This window comes from Olsenella uli, from assembly GCF_901212655.1.
In the GTDB taxonomy this organism is placed as follows: Bacteria; Actinomycetota; Coriobacteriia; order Coriobacteriales; family Atopobiaceae; genus Parolsenella; species Parolsenella uli_A.
The window spans coordinates 22-20341 of sequence record NZ_CAAKON010000002.1; the positions used below are offsets into that span (position 1 = coordinate 22).

20 protein-coding genes are annotated in these 20320 nt (G+C 62.1%); 2 read left to right on the top strand and 18 right to left on the bottom strand.

Annotated elements, in window-relative coordinates; genetic code table 11:
* Positions 1 to 125: 125 nt before the first annotated feature.
* The 6 genes from EFAMC2_RS00125 to EFAMC2_RS00150 all read right to left on the bottom strand — a co-directional run bounded on the left by EFAMC2_RS00125 (position 126) and on the right by EFAMC2_RS00150 (position 4422).
* Entirely contained in the window at positions 126 to 704 is a 579-nt protein-coding gene (locus EFAMC2_RS00125) for a hypothetical protein (protein WP_187325050.1), read from the bottom strand.
* A gap of 170 nt (positions 705 to 874) precedes the next feature.
* Positions 875 to 1159: a type II toxin-antitoxin system RelE family toxin gene (locus EFAMC2_RS00130; RefSeq protein WP_154025779.1), complete on the bottom strand. Its 285-nt coding sequence runs from the start codon at positions 1157 to 1159 to the stop codon at positions 875 to 877.
* A gap of 524 nt (positions 1160 to 1683) precedes the next feature.
* The gene (locus EFAMC2_RS00135; protein WP_154025781.1) at positions 1684 to 2625 is read right to left on the bottom strand and encodes an NAD(P)/FAD-dependent oxidoreductase; all 942 of its coding nucleotides are present in this window, start codon (positions 2623 to 2625) and stop codon (positions 1684 to 1686) included.
* Positions 2626 to 2973: 348 nt separating this feature from the next.
* Entirely contained in the window at positions 2974 to 3423 is a 450-nt protein-coding gene (gene dut / locus EFAMC2_RS00140; RefSeq protein ID WP_154025785.1) for a dUTP diphosphatase, read from the bottom strand.
* Positions 3416 to 3868: a transcriptional regulator NrdR gene (gene nrdR, locus EFAMC2_RS00145; protein ID WP_154025787.1), complete on the bottom strand. Its 453-nt coding sequence runs from the start codon at positions 3866 to 3868 to the stop codon at positions 3416 to 3418. Before nrdR ends, dut begins: the two co-directional genes overlap by 8 nt.
* A 110-nt stretch (positions 3869 to 3978) precedes the next feature.
* Positions 3979 to 4422 (bottom strand): LysM peptidoglycan-binding domain-containing protein, encoded by a 444-nt coding sequence (locus EFAMC2_RS00150; protein ID WP_187325051.1) that lies wholly within the window; start codon positions 4420 to 4422, stop codon positions 3979 to 3981.
* Between the two features lie 188 nt (positions 4423 to 4610).
* On the opposite strand from EFAMC2_RS00150, the gene lexA reads away from it, so the two are divergent.
* Both lexA and EFAMC2_RS00160 read left to right on the top strand, forming a co-directional pair.
* Complete coding sequence (lexA, locus tag EFAMC2_RS00155) at positions 4611 to 5261, top strand: transcriptional repressor LexA (protein ID WP_154025791.1); 651 nt, start codon at positions 4611 to 4613, stop codon at positions 5259 to 5261.
* Between the two features lie 5 nt (positions 5262 to 5266).
* Positions 5267 to 6085, top strand: a complete 819-nt coding sequence (locus EFAMC2_RS00160; protein WP_154025793.1) for a heparan-alpha-glucosaminide N-acetyltransferase — start codon at positions 5267 to 5269, stop codon at positions 6083 to 6085.
* A gap of 189 nt (positions 6086 to 6274) precedes the next feature.
* Here EFAMC2_RS00160 and hflX read toward each other — a convergent pair whose 3' ends face one another.
* The 12 genes from hflX to EFAMC2_RS00220 form a co-directional block, all read right to left on the bottom strand.
* The gene (hflX, locus tag EFAMC2_RS00165) at positions 6275 to 7567 is read right to left on the bottom strand and encodes a GTPase HflX (RefSeq protein ID WP_154025795.1); all 1293 of its coding nucleotides are present in this window, start codon (positions 7565 to 7567) and stop codon (positions 6275 to 6277) included.
* A gap of 47 nt (positions 7568 to 7614) precedes the next feature.
* Complete coding sequence (miaA, locus tag EFAMC2_RS00170; protein ID WP_154025797.1) at positions 7615 to 8556, bottom strand: tRNA (adenosine(37)-N6)-dimethylallyltransferase MiaA; 942 nt, start codon at positions 8554 to 8556, stop codon at positions 7615 to 7617.
* Between the two features lie 47 nt (positions 8557 to 8603).
* Complete coding sequence (miaB, locus tag EFAMC2_RS00175; protein WP_154025799.1) at positions 8604 to 9968, bottom strand: tRNA (N6-isopentenyl adenosine(37)-C2)-methylthiotransferase MiaB; 1365 nt, start codon at positions 9966 to 9968, stop codon at positions 8604 to 8606.
* Positions 9968 to 10285, bottom strand: a complete 318-nt coding sequence (locus tag EFAMC2_RS00180) for a stage V sporulation protein S (protein WP_154025801.1) — start codon at positions 10283 to 10285, stop codon at positions 9968 to 9970. Before EFAMC2_RS00180 ends, miaB begins: the two co-directional genes overlap by 1 nt.
* A 90-nt stretch (positions 10286 to 10375) precedes the next feature.
* Positions 10376 to 11485: an ATP-binding protein gene (locus EFAMC2_RS00185; protein ID WP_261979937.1), complete on the bottom strand. Its 1110-nt coding sequence runs from the start codon at positions 11483 to 11485 to the stop codon at positions 10376 to 10378.
* Between the two features lie 4 nt (positions 11486 to 11489).
* Positions 11490 to 13085, bottom strand: a complete 1596-nt coding sequence (rny, locus tag EFAMC2_RS00190; protein WP_154025803.1) for a ribonuclease Y — start codon at positions 13083 to 13085, stop codon at positions 11490 to 11492.
* Between the two features lie 267 nt (positions 13086 to 13352).
* Positions 13353 to 13934 (bottom strand): regulatory protein RecX, encoded by a 582-nt coding sequence (locus EFAMC2_RS00195; RefSeq protein WP_261979939.1) that lies wholly within the window; start codon positions 13932 to 13934, stop codon positions 13353 to 13355.
* A gap of 109 nt (positions 13935 to 14043) precedes the next feature.
* Complete coding sequence (recA, locus tag EFAMC2_RS00200; protein ID WP_154025807.1) at positions 14044 to 15132, bottom strand: recombinase RecA; 1089 nt, start codon at positions 15130 to 15132, stop codon at positions 14044 to 14046.
* Positions 15133 to 15465: 333 nt separating this feature from the next.
* Positions 15466 to 16599: a CDP-diacylglycerol--glycerol-3-phosphate 3-phosphatidyltransferase gene (pgsA, locus tag EFAMC2_RS10425; RefSeq protein WP_154025809.1), complete on the bottom strand. Its 1134-nt coding sequence runs from the start codon at positions 16597 to 16599 to the stop codon at positions 15466 to 15468.
* Complete coding sequence (gene rimO / locus EFAMC2_RS00210; RefSeq protein ID WP_154025811.1) at positions 16599 to 17987, bottom strand: 30S ribosomal protein S12 methylthiotransferase RimO; 1389 nt, start codon at positions 17985 to 17987, stop codon at positions 16599 to 16601. Before rimO ends, pgsA begins: the two co-directional genes overlap by 1 nt.
* 88 nt (positions 17988 to 18075) lie before the next feature.
* Entirely contained in the window at positions 18076 to 18573 is a 498-nt protein-coding gene (locus EFAMC2_RS00215) for a YajQ family cyclic di-GMP-binding protein (protein ID WP_154025814.1), read from the bottom strand.
* A gap of 87 nt (positions 18574 to 18660) precedes the next feature.
* Positions 18661 to 20319 (bottom strand): RodZ domain-containing protein, encoded by a 1659-nt coding sequence (locus tag EFAMC2_RS00220; protein WP_154025816.1) that lies wholly within the window; start codon positions 20317 to 20319, stop codon positions 18661 to 18663.
* Position 20320 lies beyond the last annotated feature (1 nt).

Genomic DNA, 20320 nt, shown 5'->3' on the forward strand with positions numbered 1-20320 from the left:
GATTATAACGCGACGGCACGCGGCGGCACTGGGAATAGGGGAGCGGCCGATGTCCAGGCCCTGCGCGAGCGTGAGAGGAACTACAGCGATGACCTCTTCGGGATGTCGCGGCGCTGATCCGGGGCTTATGCCTTCGGTGAACCGCCGCGATACACCGTGACCTTGCATGAGTAAACTCGCCAGCAGATGCCAGGGTCGTCGTCGATGCCATCTTCTCCGAAGCAGGATAGCTCTCTAACACGGCAAGCAAGCCATTCGTCGCTGCGCAGGTTCTCGAGAGCACCCTGGAAAAGCTGGTCATCGTAATCGTGGTAGGGCGTGTAGGGCACCGTTGATCCATCGGCCAGGTGGTATCTGTAGCCCCATTCGCTGATGTCTTTCGAGCACGGACGCACCTCGAGCAGGTCGCCCTCCTTGAGGGAGGCTGCCGACCTCTCGAGGTCCACGTCGCGCTCGGTTTCGCCTTCCTTCCAAGTAGAGTCAGACCAAAGGTCCGCAATTCCAATCTTCTCTACGCCCAGTGGGGCGTCGTCCAGAAAATCATCCGGGGTCACATCCCTGAGGAAAGCCTTGACACCCCGGATGGCGATGGCCTCCTCGAGTGTCCGCGCCTCTGCGTATTCTTCCGTCTTGTAGTCTTCGACGGTGAATTGCTCGCCCTCGTATTTCTCCGGCCTTGGCAGGCCGAGCTCCTCGTCGTTCATTCTTTCAACCTTTCTCGGTTGGACTACGGTAAATAGTGGATCTTGACTCATAGCGGCGCTGAAGGTCACGTTGGACTTTTTCGTCTGGATGGTCCGCGCCGTGTTCAAACTGGCGATATGGGAAGAGTCAGGCAATTGCCCGCCTCTTCTTCTTGTTATTTAATTCTAGATTAGTTGCAGACCGTGCTCGTGTGACCCACCTTGAACACCTCGATGACGAGGCGATCATCCTCGATTACGGCGAGCACGCGGCACGACCCAACTCGGTAACGCCATCCTCCAGTGCGGCTCGCCGTGAGACCCTTGCCGAACGCGTGGGGGTCGACGCAGCCCTCTTTGTTCCTCTCGATCCAGCTCAGGATAAGCAACACGTCGAACCGGCCCATCTTCTTGAGCTGTTCTTTAGCGGCTTTGTCTACTTGGCCCGAAGCGCCAGTGAAAAGGGTAGGACCCATGACGACTCCGAACGGAATCGGAAAAGCGCGGGTGCTATGGCAGGCTGATTGGCAAGGCGATTGCCTAAAAAACCATTACTTTACATAAGATATATTATCCGAAATGGAATGAAATGCCGCAGGGGAGTCGAAGACAACGTAACATTTGAAAACTTGACCAGATGTTCGATGAGATTGTGGGCGCGGGGTGCTTGCGAAGGAGCATTTGAGACGAGGCTTGGGTTAAGGGTCCTTCCAATCGAAGTTGGTTTGTTTGCCTCATCAAATAAGGCGCTTGAGCCTTATTCGGATGGAGCGCGAATCTGATTTCGAGATCTTCTCGGAACGAGACGAGATGTGCTCGCGATATCTATTCTCGAATAGAGACGAGATGCGCTCGCGAATACAATGACGAGGGACCGGCTTCCGTGATCTCTGTGGTGTATTCGCGAGCGCTTACGGCATTTGCCTTGAATTGGCCGATGGGCGCGTCAACGACATTCCTGACGAGTGCGTGTGTTGTCCTTGCTGACGAGACAGCTCAGTTAGATAACGAGCTCGCCTAGATAGAGGGCCGCGCTTGTTGCGGCAACGGCGCCGTCGGCTGCTGCCGTGATGACCTGGCGCAAGGGCTTTTTCCGCACGTCTCCCGCCACGAAGAGACCTGGGGTCTTGGTGCTCATGTCATCCTTCGTGACGATTGACCTATCGTTCGCGAGGTCCACAAGGCCTTCGACAAGCTTGGTCTGGGGCTCATGGCCAACTGATACAAAGATGCCGAAGGAGCCTGGCTCATAGGTCTCCTCGTGGGTGTCACCGGTTCCGTTATCCCTGAATGTCAGGGTGGTTGGCAGAGTTTCCCCGGAAACACCTGTAAGTGTAGTTAGGTACCTAACCTCAATCTTCTCGTTCGTCTCGACCTGCTTCACGACCGAGTTGACGGCTCGCAGGTGGTCCTTGCGCACGATGAGCGTTACCTCAGAGGCAAATCTCGACAGGAAGACGGCCTCCTCGCATGCTGAGTTACCTCCGCCAATGACGAAGATGCGCTTGCCGGTGTAGAACATGCCGTCGCAGGTCGCGCAGTATGAGACTCCCCTGCCGCGAAACTCGTCCTCCCCCGCAAAGCCGGCTTTACGTGGCGTGGCTCCCGCAGCGTAGATGAGGGTCTTTGCGGTATAGGTGCCATCGTAGCCCGATGCGGTAAAGGTCCCATCCTCGTTTCGCGTCACGTCCTCGATGGTATCGTAGGCAAAGGCAGCGCCAAGGTGCTCGGCATGCTCCTGCAGCCTGGTCCCGAGTTCGCCGCCATTGACGCCCTCGATGCCAGGGTAGTTGTCCACCTCGTCGGTCGTCGTGATCTGACCGCCAAAAGCTCCCTGCTCTATGGTCAAGGAGTCAAGGCCGGCCCTTGTTGCGTAGATGGCGGCGGAGAGGCCTGCGGGGCCGCCGCCAATGATGAGCAGGTCGTGGGTGGTTTCGCTCATGGTCGAATCCTTTCTGAGTGTTCCGCGCTCGAGCGTGTCGAGATGAATGCGATGCCTTCAGCCGAACGCATATATTCGTCGCGTATGAAGGGCGGGCCAGGATGCCCTGAGCCCGCCCTTGAACATCGTCTTTTGAGCTTACCCAATAACCGCTGGTCTCAAAGCCTATAGGCAAGCGGGAAGCACACGAGGTGCGCTATCGTTGCGACCCACATAAGCGGGCGAAGCTTCTCGGCCTTGCCCGTCACAAGGGCAAAGACTACGTAGGAGATGAATCCGAATCCGATGCCATTCGATTCGCCGCCAAATACAGCAAAAGGGACCCATGGGTCCCTTTTGTGCCAGGTGCTACTGGACGCCGCTGGATCCAAATCCACCGGCTCCACGGTCTGTCTCTTCAAGCTCGTCTACTTCCACCAGCCTGACGACGGGAATCTTCTGAATGACCAGTTGCGCAATGCGTTCGCCCCGCTCGATATGAATCTCCTTGTTGGAATCGAGGTTGATTGCGCAAACCTTGAGCTCGCCACGGTAGTGGGCATCAATAAGCCCTGGCGTGTTGGCCATGGAAAGGCCCTCGCGCAGAGCGAGGCCGCTTCGAGGCTGCACGAACCCCGCGTAGCCCTCCGGAATGGCAATCGCAAGGCCCGTGGATACGAGCCGGCGCTCCAATGGCCGAAGCGTAACATCCTCATTGGCTCTCAGGTCTAGGCCCGCGTCACCTGAGTAAGCATAGCTGGGCAGCTCGACGGTTGGGTCTAGGCGTTTGATGGGCAGTGAGATGGCGTCGCTATTCACTGGATAGTCTCCTCAGCTCGTCTGAGAACTCGTCTATGTCTTTGAAGTCACGGTAAACGGACGCAAACCGTACATAGGCAACCTTGTCGATGGAAAGAAGCCTGTGAAGAACCATTTCGCCCAGCTCGCTCGACGTGACCTCGGTTTTCCCGTGATCCCTGAGTTCGGATTCAATGTCGGCTATAAGCGCATTGAGGGCATCGATGGGGACATCGCGCTTGACCGTGGCCCTGACGAGGCCGCGCATGAGCTTTTGCCTATCAAACGGCTCCTTGGAGCCGTCGTGCTTTCGAACAACGAGCGGCAGCTCCTCACGACGCTCGTAGGTTGTGAATCGGAAGCCACAAGAGACGCATTCACGACGTCGACGAATTGAATCGTTGTTCTCTGCAGGACGCGAGTCGACTACCTTGGATTCTTCGCAGCCACACTTTGGACAGCGCATGGTCTCCCCTCTACGCACGTATGGTAATTAAGATACCATATGAGGGGCGTATTGAGTTCTCGTACCCAAGGTCTTGGATATGGTGGTCGTAATGTGGCAATTCGCCGTACCTATCTTGGAACCACGAGCTGCTGGCCCGGAGTGAGCATAGACGTGTCGAGGCCGTTGCGCTCCGAAATCCAGTGAGCGGTCTGCCGCGCGTCGAGGTTGTCTATGGGGTGATTCCCGGAAATCCCGAGCAGGGTGTCGCCAGCGGCTACTGTCATGAGCTGCTCTTGAACGTCTGACGTTGCGGCGGCATAGGCCTGCGCCGCTTCGACATGCGAGAAGCCCCAGGCTGCGAAGACAAGTACAAGACAGAAGAGAATGGAAACGATAGCCGTTGCCGCTTCTGGTCTGCTGACCTGTCGAGGCGCCAGCTCAGAAACTCTCGCGTTCGACATCTTCTTACTATGCTGAGCTCCGCCCTCGATGACGCGAAGGTGAGCGCGCGCGGAAATCTTCAGCGCCGACGTGCCATCGACATCATACCCTGGGCAAACTTGATACGTCATGGTGTTTCCTCTGCTCGTCATCTGATAGCCAAGGTATAACGGCGCTTGCGGACAATAAATAGGTTACGAACACTTGTGCTACTTGTAGTATCTACGTACGGTTGTTCGTGTCAAGGGAAATGAGAACATTTGTTTGAAACTACAGTACGAACGGGTGTATGATACTTTCAAGAAACTAAGGAGGAGCCATGGCACGTTCGGGAATCTCAAAGCGTCAGCAGCAGGCGTATGACTTCATCTGCTCATTCACGAAAGCGCATGGCTATCCCCCTTCGGTAAGGGAGATTGGTGGGGCGATTGGCCTCTCATCACCCTCTACGGTGCACTCGCACCTGCATAAACTTGAGGACGCCGGCTATATACGCAGGGACCCAAACAAGCCCCGTACCATCGAGATATGTGGTCCCGGGTGGGAGCAGCCGTCCCAGAGTGAACTTGCGAAGGTGGAGCAAGATCTTGACGGCAACACGATCACCCTGCCGTTGGTGGGCCGTGTTGCGGCGGGGGGCCCAATCCTTGCCGAGCAAAATGTCGAAGAGGTCATGACCCTGCCCACCAGCATCGTGGGGGATGCGAGCTCCTTCGTCTTGAAGGTTCGCGGTGAGTCAATGATCAATGCGGGCATCCTCGATGGCGACTATATCGTCGTGAAGGAACAGCATGACGCGCATAACGGCGAGATTGTCGTCGCGCTCATTGAGGACTCCGCGACGGTCAAGACGTTCTATCGTGAGGCGGACAGGATTCGTCTGCAGCCCGAGAATGACTCCATGGCGCCCATCTATGTCCACAATCCGACGATTCTGGGACGTGTGACCGGTTTGTTCCGGTCCCTCTAGACGGCATGATTCGGAATCGAGCGGTGACAGGGCGGGTACGGGATTCCGGGGCCAGCGGCAGCCAAGCTTCGTTGCGAGTGTCCTCGCGAGTCCATGGCTATGACGTCATTCGGGGTCTTGCCGTCATCTCGATGGTTGGCTTTCACTTCTGCTATGACCTCGCCACGCTCAAGGGCGCTTCGATTCCCTGGTTCAGACCACCCTTTCAGGATGTCTGGCGCGCAAGCATATCGTGGACGTTCCTCATCGTTGCTGGCGTTATGTGCAGTTATTCGCGAAGCAATCTGCGAAGGGGCGTCCGATACCTTGTCCTTGCTCTCGTGATCTTCGCGGTGACCACCATCGCTGCTGTCGACACACCCATTAGCTTTGGAATCATCTATTGCATGGGGGCGAGCACACTGTGCGCCTGGGCACTCGATAGCGTCGGGGCCTTTCCGAGAGGACCCCGAGGGCTGGCCCTCGGTGCCCTCGTGTTCGCCATGCTCTTTGTTCTCTGCTTGGGCGTGCCCTCGGGGACTATTGGATTTGCGCCGTTCGGAGGCCCCTTTTTGAGGCTTACTCGCGTTCCCTACGATTCTGGGTTCTTGAGCTGGCTGGGATTTCCTGGGCCTCATTTCAGCTCGGGGGACTACTACCCTCCCCTTCCCTTTTCGCTGCTCTATCTTTCCGGCGTGTCTCTGGGGCGCTTATTCAGGTCAATCGGAACTCCCAGATGGTTGCGGAGGCTCTCCTGCCGTCCAATTGAATGGGTTGGCAGACATGCCCTGCCCGTCTATGTCCTGCACCAGCCCATCCTTCTCGCAATCACCCTGCTGATATAAGCTTCTGACGCTCGCTGGTGACCATCCGGCCATCAACCCGCACGCCCTTTGAGCCTTAACGCATGCTCTGCCGTATAGTCCTAAGCATTTTGGCGCCCTGGGCTCCTACCAGGTTTAGGGATGCTTAGGCGCCCTGTCGGTAGGGCGAGAACGAGGGGAAGACGCAAGTGACGCTCGGTTTAGAGATGCTTAGTCGTTCTGTCGGTAGGGCTCGAGCGTCTTGGCCATGCGCTCTGCGGCCTTGCAGGTGACAAGCAGCCCTTCTTCTACGTACTGCTCGCGAATGACCTGGCAGCGCTCGTGGACCATCTTGATAAGGAGGCCCTTCTCGTAGGGCACAAGGGCCGTAAGCGTAACGTCGCCGGCACTCGCCTCTCGCGCGATGCGGTGAAGAAGCGCGGTGAGGCCCTTTCCCTCTTGTGCCGAAACAAAGACTGCGTCTGGATTTTGCGAGCGAAGGCTCTGGATGTCCTCCTCTGCCATGAGGTCACACTTGTTGAACACCATGACTCGTCGGATGGATCCGGCCTCGATTTGCGTGAGGATGTCCTCGACGGTCTGGGCCTTCTTCTCCCAATTCACGTCATTGGCATCAACTACTTCGAGGACGAGGTCTGCCACGCGCACCTCGGCGAGCGTAGACTTGAAGCTCTCGACCAGGGTGGTAGGTAGCTTCTGGATGAAGCCTACGGTATCGGTAAGGGTGATCTTTCGTCCCTCGGCCAGGTCGATTGACCTCGTGGTGGGGTCGAGTGTTGCAAAGAGCTCGTCCTTTGCGTAGACCCCTGAATCAGTAAGCGCGTTTAAGAGGGTCGATTTGCCCGCGTTCGTGTATCCGGCAAGCGCCACCCGGTAGATGCCAGAGTCCCATCGCGCCTTGCTCTGGGTTGCTCGCCGGGTCTCGAGTCGAGCGAGTTCCTTTCTGAGGGCGGCGATGCGGTCGCGCACGAGGCGACGGTCCACCTCAAGCTGGCTCTCACCCTGTCCGAACCTGCTGCCGATGCCTCCGCGTGTCTGCTCGCCCATAAGGTGGCTCCACATGCCCCTGAGCCTGGGCAAGACGTATTGGAGCTGAGCGAGCTGAACCTGAAGACGCCCTTCGCGGGTGCTCGCGTGTCTGCCAAAAATGTCGAGGATGAGGGCCGTGCGGTCGATGACCTTGACCGGTTCGCCAAAAATGCGCTCGAGGTTGGACTGCTGCGAGGGACTGAGCTCCTCGTCGAAGACCACAACGTCGATATCCATGCGTCGGACGATGCCGGCAAGCTCCTCTGCCTTGCCGGAGCCCACGTATGTCTTTGGGATTGGTGCGTCGAGCTTCTGGGTCTCGCGGGCGACCACGACACCGTCGGCCGTCTCGACGAGCCGCTCAAGCTCGTCCAGAGACTCGTCCATGGGCCAGTCGCTTCGACCAGTGTCAACGCCAACAATGAGCGCTCGCTCGGGAACCGGTGCCGTCTCGATGTGCTTGAACCTTGCCATAACGCCCTGCTTCCCACTACACAGAGCCAGGCATGCGCCCGGCCGATTTAGGATTCCGTCAATTCGGCCTGGGTGCGCATCTCGCCCACGACCATATCACGGGCCCCGTCCAGGCCGAGCGCCTCGATGTCGAGCCACCGAACGCGGCCGTCCCTCCGGAGCCACGAAAGCTGACGCTTCGCGTAGCGTCGGGAGCGTCGCTTAATGAGCTCTACTGCCTCCTCGAGGGTGGTCTGACCATCCAAGGCCTCCACAATCTCCTTGTAGCCAATGGCCTGGGAGGCCGTATGAGACGCCAGGAGGCCTCGCTCCCGCAGGCCCTGCACCTCTTCGACGAGGCCTGTATCAACCATGAGGTCGACTCTCCGGTCGATGCGCTCATAGAGCCGAGCGCGATCTCGCTTGATGGCCCACATGAGTGCTCGGTAGTGGGGCTTTCGCGTCTTGAGCCCCTTGTGCTGTGCTGCGTAGCTCGTGCCCTCGTCTAGCAGCTCGAGCGCCCTGACAACCCTGCGGACGTTGTTCGGATGGATCTCCTCCGCGCTGTCTGGGTCTCGCGTGCGCAGCAGTTCCCAAAGCGCCTCGACCCCCTTGTCCGCTGCGAGGGACTCGTATGCGGAGCGAGCGGTCCCCCCAGTCTCGCCTGATGGGAAGTCCATCTCGTCAATGACGGCGTCCAGGTAAAGCCCAGTCCCGCCGCAGAGAACGGGCGTGATACCCCCATCAAGGCGCTCGTCCACAAGAGCCCGGGCGTCATGCTGGAACAGGGCTACCGAATAGTCCTCGGAAGGCTCGGCGACATCGACCATTCTCAAGGGAACGATTCGCTCGCTTTCCGGAGTCTTGGCCGTTCCGATGTCCATGCCCCTATAGACCTGCATAGCATCGACGGAGATGACGTCCGAGCCAATCTCGAGGGCGACGGCGTCGGCGAGCGCGCTCTTGCCAGAGGCGGTTGGCCCGCAGATGCAGACGACGGGCCCCCTCACGGCATTGCCTGCGCCGGGGGCCCGACCATCATTGCGAGATTCGTTCATTATCGGGGCTCGCCGACCATGGGCCCACGCAGGTACCAGGTCTTGGCCTCGTCTGCACGCACATCCACGAGCTTTCCCACGAGTTCGGACGCCTCACGGCCGTCGGGCACATCGAAGAGCACGGTCTTGTTCTTGGGGCTGTGGCCAACGAGGACGTTCGGGTTGCGCTTTGACGGACCCTCGACGAGCGCCTCGACCGTAGCCCCAAGCTCGCTCTGGTTGGCCTCGTACGCGAGGTCTGCCACGAGCTCTGCCAAGCGGTCAAAGCGGCCCTGGATGACCTCGCGCGGCGTTGGGTCGTCAATCTTTGCCGCCGGAGTGCCGGGTCGTTTGGAGTAGATGAACGTGAACGCGGAAGCGAAGCCCACCTCGCGAACGAGGGAGAGCGTCTGCTCGAAGTCCTCCTCAGTCTCCCCCGGAAAGCCCACGATGATGTCCGTGGAGAGGGCGATGCCCGGGTTGGCGTCCTTGATCCTCCCCGCAAGGGAGATGAAGTCCTCGCGCGTGTAATGGCGGTTCATAGCCTTGAGCACCTTGGTAGACCCGCTCTGAACGGCAAGGTGCAGCTGCGGCATCACCGCATCGGTCTCGGCCATGGCGGCGATGGTCTCGTCGGAGAGGTCCTTGGGATGCGAGCTCGTGAAGCGGATGCGCTCGATGCCCGTCTCCCCCACGGCGCGGAGCAGCTCGGCGAATCGAGGCGCGCCGTAGCGCTGGCGACCGAACGAATTAACGTTCTGGCCTAGCAGGCAGACCTCACGGACACCATCGGCCTTGAGGCGCTCGACCTCAGACACGATGTCCTCGAAGCGACGGTCGCGCTCGCGACCACGCACATAGGGCACGATGCAGTAGCTGCAGAAGTTGTTGCAGCCCGTCATGATGGGCACCCAGGCGTGCCAGCTTGCCTCACGGCGGCTCGGCAAATCGGTGGAGAAGCGAGGGTCATCCTCGCTCGTGTCGGTTGCAAGGGTCCCATTGCCCCTCAGGGCGTCTTCGATAAGCTCGGGGAGGCTGCCAACGGCCCGAGTGCCAAAGACCACATCCACGTTCGGCATGTGCTCCCGGATGTCACCGCCGTCTCGCTGGGCGATGCAGCCCCCAACCGCCACAATTCTCCGCCCGCTTGGTGGCTTGGGGGCACTCACCATGGCAGAGACCTGCCCATACAGATGGGTGTCGGCCTTCTCGCGGACGCAGCACGTCATGTAAACGACGATGTCTGCCTCCTCCGGAGTGCCCACCTCGACGCACCCGCAAGCACCGAGCACGCCAGAGACGCGCTCGGAGTCGTGAAGGTTCATCTGGCATCCAAAGGTCTTTACGTGGTATGTCAGCCCCTCGAGGGCCGGATGTGCCAGCACTAGGACACCGCCGGCGTCGGGACGACAACCTGGGCCGAGGCGTCGGACGGGTTGAGCCTGTGGACGTAGACGGCAATGCGAATGGCCGTGCGGCTCTGCCCATCGATGGCGATGTCGGAGAACGTCGGGGCACACGAGATGTCGAGACCGACCGGAATGAGGAAGCCTCGCGCAATGGCAATGGCCTTGATGGCCTGGTTGACGGCGCCTGCGCCAACGGCCTGCATGTTCACGGGGGCGCCGTCCTTGACCATGCCGGCAATGGCGCCGGCGACGGATGCCGGCGAAGACTTGCTCGAGACCTTCAGGTAATTCATGTACTAATAGCTCCTGCTGTATTGGGCTGCATCTGATGCTGCGGTAATTATTTTTTCGATTCTACAGTTTGTGCGTGCTCGTTCCTAGCTTTAGTCGCCTTTTTCGAGGTCAAACGTGACGGTTATCCGATCTTTGGAGACGTGGACGCGAGGTTCCGAGGCAAGTGCGAGGTAATAGCGCTCGGCAAGGAACTCGAAATCTCGCTCCATGACCCGTGAGAACTCGCTTGCGTCGTCACTTGAGACCCTGAGGCCGCGCCGGTCGCGCATGAGGTCGACCTCCTTGGGCCCGGGCAAGCCCGAGTGGTGCTGAAGCTTGGAGGTGATGGGGCGGAGCGGCTTGATCTGCCTTGCCAAAATCCTATGTGCCGTTCGCTCGGAGATGTCTAGGCCAAGCGAGGACGCGATGGAGACGAGCTCCTGGGCGTCTCCGGCTATTGCGGGCCGCCTGATCACAGGAACAGTTTCAGGGTCGTCCACGAAAAGCAGGCTCGACCCGTCCGGCGCTACCTGCGCGAGGGCCCTCATGGTAGCCAGCGCCTCTGCGGGGGACCCGAGGTAGACTGCGCAGTCAGCCCGCTCCTCGAGCGCAAACTCGCAGCAGGTCCTCACTATGTTGTGCGGCCCCCGGAGTACCTGCTCACCCTCGTCGCCCTTTCCGACGGTTGGCCAGGTGGACTGGTCCTTTCGCTCGCCGAGGGCCTTGGCGTCGACGTCGATGCGAATCGAGGAGCCGAGCCCTGGGTTTGACGCCATCACTTTTGCGGACTTCGCGTTCTCCTTGATGGAGAAGAGGGCCATGCCCCTGCCGTGCACGCCCCAGCGGTCCATGTGCACTGAGTCGAGCTTTGAGGTGACGCGAGCGTCAAAGATACGGTCGCGCATAGAGGCGGGCACGCCCGAGCCGTCGTCAACCATGACTATGGAGCGGGCGTCTCCCTCTCGCGTCGTGGCTACGATGATCGTTCGAGAGTTGGCGTCGCGCGAGTTGCGCAGCATCTCGATGACGACGTCCTCCGCACAACGGATATCGTGCTTCGCCTGACGCCGCTCGGCCTCACCGACTCGAAGCCGTACGAACCCGTCTCCGTAGCTCTCCTCGACGCGAACCGCGGTGTCGCCCGATACGGATGCCACGAAGTCGACGAGCGAGGGCATGACGCCCCCACTCGTCGATCCGGCGCTGCGAGGCTTCGCCATGGAGCTACTTCGCCACGCCAACGGCGCGCGACTCGCGGATCACGACGACGCGAACCTGACCGGGGTATTGCATCTCGTCCTCGATCTGCTTGGCGATGTCGTGCGCAAGCACCGTGGCCTCAGCATCGGAGATCTTCTCAGGCTGGACCATGACGTGAAGCTCGCGACCGGCCTGCATGGCATACGTGCGCTCGACGCCCTCGTGGGCGTTGGAGATCTCCTCGAGCTTCTGGAGGCGCTTGATGTAGGTCTCGGCGCTCTCGCGGCGAGCGCCCGGGCGAGCGGCAGAGATGGCGTCTGCTGCCATCACGAGCTGGTCGAGGATGGTGTTGGGCTCGATGTCTGCGTGGTGGGCCTCAATGGCGTGGACGATCTCGGGACGCTCGCCATAGCGACGGGCGAGGTCGGCTCCGATGACGGCATGCGGGCCCTCGACCTCGTGGTCGATGGCCTTGCCAATGTCGTGGAGAAGGCCGGCGCGCTTAGCGGGCGTGGGGTCGATGCCAAGCTCGGACGCCATGATCGCGCAGAGCTCGGCTACCTGCTTGGAGTGCTGCAGGACGTTCTGGCCAAACGAGGTGCGGTAACGCAGGGCGCCGAGCGTCTTGATGATCTCGGGGTGAAGGTCGTGGATGCCCGTGTCAAAGGCGGCCTGCTCGCCAGCCTCCTGCACGCGCTGCTGCACGAGCGTCTCGGCCTTCTTGTACATCTCCTCGATGCGGGCGGGGTGAATGCGGCCGTCGGCAATGAGGTTCTCGAGGGCCACGCGCGCGGTCTCGCGGCGAACGGGCTCGAAGCTGGAGAGCAGGACGGTCTCGGGGGTGTCATCGATGACGAGGGAGACGCCCGAGACCTGTTCGAAGGTACGTATGTTGCGACCCTCGCGGCCTATGATGCGGCCCTTGAGGTCGTCGGAGGGGATGTGAACGGTGGTCACAGTGACCTCGCCGGCCTGGTCTGCGGCGCAGCGCTGGATGGCCGTGGTCACGATCTCACGGGCCGTCTTGTCTGCCTGGGCGCGGGTGCGCTGCTCGCTCTCGCGCAGGATCTGGGCCTCCTCGCGGATGGTGTCCTTGCGGACGCGGTCGAGCAGCTCCTTGTGGGCCTCGTCCGTGGAGAGCGCACTGATTCGCTCGAGCTCACTCGTCTGCTGGCGATAGAGCTGCTCGAGGTCGCTCTCACGACGGTCGAGCTGGCCGGCCTGGCTGGAGAGCTGGTGCTCACGGCGGTCGAGCGCGTCATTGCGGCGGTCGAGCGACTCCTCGCGCTGCATAATGCGAGACTCGAGGGACCTCAGCTCGCTCTTGCGCTGCTTCTCATCGGCCTCTGAGGCCTGGCGAAGCTTGAGGATCTCCTCCTTCGCGGCGAGCACGGCCTCCTTCTTGGTGTTCTCTGCCTGGCGCTGGGCATTCTCGGTAAGCTGAGACGCCTTTCGGTGCGCGTCAGTGGTGACCTGCTCGGCGCGAGCCTGGGCATCGGTCACCTGCCTGTTTGCCTCCTGGACCCTTGCAGAGTTCTTGCTGTTGGTCACCGCTGACGCTATGCCCGCGCCGATGGCGAGGGCGGCGACCGCCACGATGACAGCGATTACGACATCCATTACGACTCCTAGGAACACTGGCTGGTCAACTGGTTAAGGAGACTGCCCATGTGGACAGAACCCACCATCCGAGTGGCTCCCGGCGTCTATGCGAAAACAATACAATCGCGACTGCAACGGACAAAAAAGTACGTCGGTCATGCCCCGCATGACTGACGAGAGATACCCAAACGGCCTATTCATAGTAAGTTGAAGGCAAGCAACCGTCAATCACGCCGGCGCTAGCGGCGCGAATATGGCAGCGAGCGCGCATGCGGGTCGTGCGAGTCAGTCCCTTTGGCCCTCGTCGATGCGGGCCCGGGCGGCGTCTTTCGCCACCGCGAGCGAATAGCCCCGCGACGCCAGAAACCTGACGAATTTTGCGTAGGCGTTCTTCTCCGGCATTCGCTTCCTTCGCAGGAGCTCCAGGGCACGCTCTTGGGCCGGCTCCTCGCCCAGGTACTCGTCAGGCCAGCCTGGCATCTCACTCGGCTCTACGCCACGGTTGCGAAGCTCTCGTTCGATGCGAAGCGGCCCCCACCCACACGCCGCTTTGGACCTCGCGAAGCTATCTGCGAAGCGCATGTCATTAAGGATGCGCTTGTCCCTGCCCCTCTCGACTGCGCGCTCCGCGCACTCAGGCGTGTAGCCTGCGTCGCGGAGCCTGCCCAGAACCTCTGCGCAGGAATGCTCGCGTCTCGAGGCAAGGTCGACGAGCCTGGCCCATGCGCACACATCGGCTGCCTCTCGAATTCGATAGAAAAGCTCGGCACGACTCTCTGGCTCGGGGGAATCGGAGGCGTTGAGCGCCCGTGCGACCGCGACGGGGATGGCAATGGATTCGCCATCCCCCACAAGAACCTGCGCCATGGGCTTTCGCGCCCCGAGTGCCGCGCCGCGTTCAGGTAGCTTGACGCTCCATGAGAAGCCTCCTGCGCAGGCATGCTCCCACAGCGTCTTTGGTGCCCGCCTTCTCGTGCTACTCAGCATCGTCATCGAGCGGGGAAACCTCGCCATCTTCGTCCTCAGGCTTTACGAGCCCAACGGCAAGGCGAACCTTGTGGTCAATCTCGTCAAGAAGGTCTGGGTTTTGACGCAGGAACTCCTTGGCTGCCTCCCTGCCCTGGCCGAGGCGCTCCTCCTGGTAGGTGTACCAGGCCCCCGCCTTGTTTACGATGTCCTGCTCGACGGCCATGTCGAGGACCGAGCCCTCCTTCGAGATGCCCGTGCCGTACATGATGTCGAACTCAGCGGTCTTAAAGGGAGGCGCGACCTTGTTCTTGACAACCTTGACGCGCACGCGGTTGCCGATGATCTCGTTGCTTTGCTTGATTGAGTCGATACGGCGAATGTCCATGCGCACGGACGAGAAGAACTTGAGCGCGCGGCCACCCGGCGTCGTCTCGGGATTGCCGAACATGATGCCGATCTTCTCACGAAGCTGGTTGATGAAGATGCACGTGGTGTTCGACTTCGAGAGCGAGCCGGCGAGCTTTCGAAGGGCCTGGCTCATCAGGCGCGCCTGCAGTCCAACGGTGGTGTCGCCAATCTCGCCCTCGATCTCGGCGCGTGGCACAAGGGCGGCGACGGAGTCCACGACGACGACGTCGATGGCGCCCGAGCGCACGAGCATGTCGCAGATCTCGAGTGCCTGTTCGCCCGTATCGGGCTGAGAGATGAGCACGTCGTCGATGTCCACGCCGATGCGGGCGGCATACCCGGGGTCGAGCGCGTGCTCCGCGTCGATGAATGCCACGACGCCACCCATGGCCTGCGCCTCGGCGAGGATCTCAAGCGACAGGGTGGTCTTGCCGGAAGACTCGGGACCGTAGATCTCGACAATGCGGCCCCTGGGCACGCCCCCGATGCCAAGGGCGTTGTCGAGCGCGATGGAACCGGTTGGAATGGCCTCGACCTGCATCTGAGGGCCTTCCTCACCGTAGCGCATGATTGAGCCCTTGCCGAACTTCTTGATGATCTCCTTGGTGGTGGTCTCGATCATCTCGTCGCGCTCTGCGCCCGTGGTGGGCGCGTGGACCTCGCGCGCAGGTCCAGAAGACTTGGCCATTCGTGTTCCCTTCTTTGTTTCCGCAAGCATCATACGCGAACGGCTGTTCGCAGTCAAACCCTTACGCACAGGTTAGCCCCTTGGCGTGGAAGCGTCTCAAACAAAAACCTGACGCAGGTTTGACACCGCAGCTAGATAGCGCGTTGTTGGCAGTTTTGAACATTGGACGCATCGGCGGACGGCAGAAGAAGCGCCGCAGGAGGGTTTTCAACAAGAAAGGACGCCACGCGTCTGACAGACATCAAACACATGGCGTCCAAATTGACAGCGGGTACGGTGGTTGTATAGGTTGCCCCCGCAGCCAAGAGCAGCCAAGAGCAGCCATGCGGGCGACTAGTCCCTCAGGAGCTGAAGCGCGTGACGCACGGCCCTCAGCCTAACCTCGGAACGGTCGCCTGGGAACACGACGCTTTCGGTCCTCGTCCCGGCGCCACTTGAGACCCCAAACCAGACGAGGCCAACCGGCTTGCCAGGCTCGGCTCCTCCTGGGCCGGCGATGCCCGTGACGCTCACGGAGAGGTCGCACCCAAGTGCGGCGCGCGCACCCTCGGCCATTGCCGCGGCGCACTCCGGCGAGACGGGCCCCACGGTGTCGAGGATCTCGTCGCTCACGCCGAGCACCGCGTGCTTGACGGAGCACGCGTAGCTCCCGATGGCCCCCTTTACCACGTCGGACGAGCCGGGGACGGCAGTGAGGGACCCCTCGACGAGGCCGCCCGTGCAGCTTTCTGCCGTGCCGACCGTCAGGCCGCGTGAGCGAGCCTCGTCCAGCACCTCGGCCGCGAGGGCCACGCAGTCGCCCCATGACGGGGCGGCCTCGGCGCCGCCTTTGGCAGACGAGCCGCCCTCATACTCCTCATCCGCAAAGAGCGCGTCCCTGGACTTCCAGAAGTAGTCAAAGCCAGACCAGGCCGTAAGAACGATGGCTGCCGCCATAAGCGCGAACGAGAGCCAGTAGAGGCCGCCTGCGAGCGCACCCCCGCCAAGGCAGGAGTGCAGAAAGTAGCCGGAGATGGAGGTCATCGTCGTTGCAGTCTTCCACTTGCCGAGATTGCTCGCGGCCACTACCGTTCCCTCGGCGGCAACGACGAGGCGCAGGCCGCTCACGAGGAACTCCCTGGACACGACGATCACGAGAGGCCAGAAGTTGAGGTAGTCCCAGTCCATGAGCACGAGCATCGAACAGACGACGACGAGCTTGTCGGCAATAGGGTCGAGGAACTTTCCAAAGGTGGTGACCTCTCCCCTGCTACGGGCAAGGTAGCCATCCAGCTTGTCGGTCAGCGACAACAAGATGAACAGGAGGGCGACGACCAGGTGCGGCCAGGACACCCCCGTGCCCTCGTGCGAGGGGATGCCCGCCACCCACGCGGCGAGAAGCCACGCCGGGACGAAGACGACGCGAATAGAGGTAACGATATTCGCGGGCGTCCAGATGCCATGACCCGCTCGTTTGCCCTCGGCCATTAGGCCGCCTCCCCCGAGTCGGCGCTGCCGCCCACGAGCTCGCCCTCGAGCTCGTAGCAGAATGCCTCCGTCAGTCGAACGCGGACCACGTCGCCCACGGACGCCTCGCCCTCGGCAATGTGCACGGCGCCGTCGCAGTCGGGCGCCTGGAACCAGGTGTGCCCGATGAGCTCGGGCGCATCGCCGTCGGTGTCGACGCCGTCGATGATAACGTCAACGACCTCACCCACGTGGCTTGCAGTGGCGTCGAAGCCAAGCTGCTCGGCCGTGTCCATGAGGCGCTGGGTGCGCTCGAGCTTCACGTCGTCTGGGACCTGGTTGCCCATCTCGGCGCCACGGGTGCCTTCCTCGGGCGAGTAGGTGAAAACGCTCGTGTAGTCAAACCCTTCGCCGGCCACGAACTGCAGCAGGTCCTCGAACTGCTCATCCGTCTCGCCCGGGAATCCCACGAGACCCGTGGTGCGCAGCACCATGCCGGGAATCTCGCGACGAAGCCGTGCGAAGAGCTCGGAGAACTCTTCGGCGGACCCCGAGCGGTTCATGTCACTCAGGACCTTGGCGTCGCAGTGCTGGATGGGGATGTCGATGTAAGGCAGCACCTCCGGCGTGTCGCGAATGGCGGAGACGAGCTCGTCGGTCATGCCCTCGGGCTGAAGGTACAGCACGCGGAGCCAGGCGCGATAGGGACGCACAACCTCCGCAAGGCGCACGAGGAGGCTCGCGAGGGTGTCTTGCGCGCCCAGGTCCTCGCCCCAGATTCCCGTGTCCTGGCCGATGAGGACGAACTCGCGAACACCTTGCTCTGCCAGGGCCTTGACCTCGCGCTCGATCTCACGGTACGGGCGAGACGCATAGCGGCCGCGAATGTAGGGGATCGCGCAGAACGAGCAGAATCGGTCGCAGCCGTCCGAGATCTTGACGTAGGCGCTGGCGCCCTGAACCGTGCGCAGCGGGGCGGCAAGCGGACCAGCGGCCGCACCGTCCGCACTGGGAACGACCGACGTGCGCCCGAGGACGCCGTCGAGTACGCCCACGATGCCGTCCTCCTCGTCGGTGCGGACGAAGGAGGCGACCTCGGGAAGCTCGTCCGGAAGGTCGAAGCCGTAGCGTGAGGGCACGCAGCCGCACATCACGATCGGCAGCTCGCGCACGCCCTCCCGTGCGGCCTCGGCGAGCTCGAGGGTGCGCTCGATGCTCTCCGAGGTTGCGCTCGCGAGGAACGAGCAGGTGTTGACGAGGACGGCACTCGCGTCCTCGACCTCGGTTGCCTCCTGATAGCCAGCTCGAAGGAGCAGGCTCCTCATGCGGTCTGTGTCAACCTCGTTCTTGGCGCAGCCAAGGGTGACGAAGAGGACCGAGGGGGTCATGTCTGCTGAAACCTGGGACATGGGTTGGTGGTGCCTTTCTGTGGGGTGAGGTGATGGGCTCGCGCACCTGTGGTCGCAGGTCCGGATTATGGCTGCGTGGCAGGCCGGCCTAACGATAGTTCGTGAACTGCAGGGGAATGCCGTAGTCCTGGTCGCGCAGGAATGAGATGACCTGCTGGAGCGCGTCCTTGGAGGCCGAGGTGACGCGCAGCTTGTCATCGTCGACGGACGCCTTGACCTTTAGTTTGAGGTCCCGGATGTCCTTGGAGATCTTCTTGGCGCACTCCTTGTCGATGCCTTGGACGATGTGACCAATGACGCGGACCGAGCCGCCGGAGGCAGCCTGGGGCGCGTCCCAGCTCACGCTCTTGAGGTCGACCTTGCGCTTGACGAGCCTGCCGTTGAGCACGTCGATGACTTGCTTGGCCACAAAGTCTGCGGGTGCGTTGACGGTGATGGTGCCGTCGCCCTTGGAGAGCTCGATCGTGGCGCCGGAGCCCTTGAGGTCGTAGCGCTGCGTGAGCTCGCGGGCGGTCTGCTGGTAGGCGTTGTCGACCTCCTGCATGTCCACGGTGGACACGACGTCGAAGCTTGAGTCCTTGGCCATGCTCGTTCCCTTCGTTAGTCAGCGGTCGCGCCGCCCAGGCGGCATCGTCTGGGCGGCGCGACCGAATTCCCTGTGTCGTTCGAGCGGCTAGTTGGAGCTCTTGGAGCTCGAGCTCTTGGAACCTGACGAGGAGCTCGAGGAGCCGGAGTTCGATTTGGAGGAACTCCCAGACGAGCCAGACGAGTCGGAGCTCTTGGAGCTGGAGGAACTCTTGGAGCTGGAGGAGCCCTTCGAATTGGAGCTCGAGCTGTTGGCCGAGTCGCTGTCGCCAGAGGCCGTGGCCTCATCGGTTGAGGCCGTGCTGGCCGAGGGGTCCGTCCCCTCGATCGTCACGCTCGCGAGGCCGCCCGAGGTCTTGGAGAGCTGCACGCGCTGGCCGTTCTTCTCAACCGTGACGACGCTCGCATCCGCCGCCGAGATGCTGATCGACTTCTTTACGGTGTACTCCTGCTCCCATGCACCGGTCACGCTCTCGGCAACCTCCTGCTGCCCGTCCGAGGTGATCTCGACCCACGAGGTCGCTCCGTCTGCAACGGAGACCTTCACGACAGTCTCCTGGCTCGCGGCCGCCGCGCTCGAAGCGGCGGCGCGGGCGGCCGCGTCTGAAAGCGCCCGTTGCTCTGCTGCCGAGGCGGTCGTGGCGGCAGGGGTCGTGGCCGTGCTCGCCGTGACGACTGGAACGGCATTCTTCTCGCCGGCATTCGAGGCACAGGAGCGAATCGAGAGCACGAGAATCAGCACGAGGACGACCGCAAGCAGCACGCCAATCAAGATCATGACGTTGCGAGGATTGGAGCTCAGCGACTGGGCCACACCTGCGATGCCTGAGCGCTGGGGCTCACGGCGTCGGGAGCGTGCCCGCGGGTCGCGCTCGGCAGGCGGTGCCTGGCGGCGCCTCACGTTCGGGCGCTCGGGCGGCTGGGCCCCGCGTCCACCCTGGCGGCCCGCCCTCGTCGAGGAGGGCCGGTAGGGGCGCACGCCATCGTCATAGCGCATGTCATCGCGGTACTGCCCGGAGCTTACGCGCCTCGTCGTGACGTCGTCGGGCCCCTGACCGTAGCGGTCGACGCGGCCACGGGAGCCATAGCCCTCGTCTGCGGAGCGCGCCCTCCTGGCAGAGGCGGCCTGGCGCCTGCGCGCGGCCTCGTCGCTCTCTGGGACGCGCGTCGTGTAGCGTCGCTCGCCCTGGCGCCCGCCATAGGGGCGCCCGTCATCACGGCTCGATCGCACGGATTCACCTCGCTGCCGATAGCTTCCACCCTGCTCGCTGTAGGGCACGGGGCCCTCCGAGCGATACGGCGTGGCATATGTGGGAATAGCAGCCGCCGCGCCGCTGGGGCGCGAGGCATAACCTTCCGAGGGCAGGTTCACCCCGCCGCCGCGGGCGGCGGGGAGTGCCCTGGAGGGACGAGGGGCGGAGGCGGCCGACGCAGGGCCCCTGTTCGCGGGTTCGTCGGCGAGGCGCGCGAGACCAAAGGTGTCGCGCCCGGTGACCTCGCTCACGTACTCCTCGTGCTCCCGCTCGTAGAGCTCGGTGACCATGCGGGAGTCGAGACCGAGGTAGCGCGCATAGCTCGCCACCATGCCCTGGGCGTACCCAAGCGCGGGGAGGTGGTCGAAGTCGCCCTCCTCGAAGGCCTCAAGCACGGTCTCGCGCATGCGCAGCACCTTGGCTGCCTGCGGGATGGAAAGACGCAGCTGCTTGCGTCGATCCGAGAGAATCTTTGCGAACCTCGTCCTTGCCATC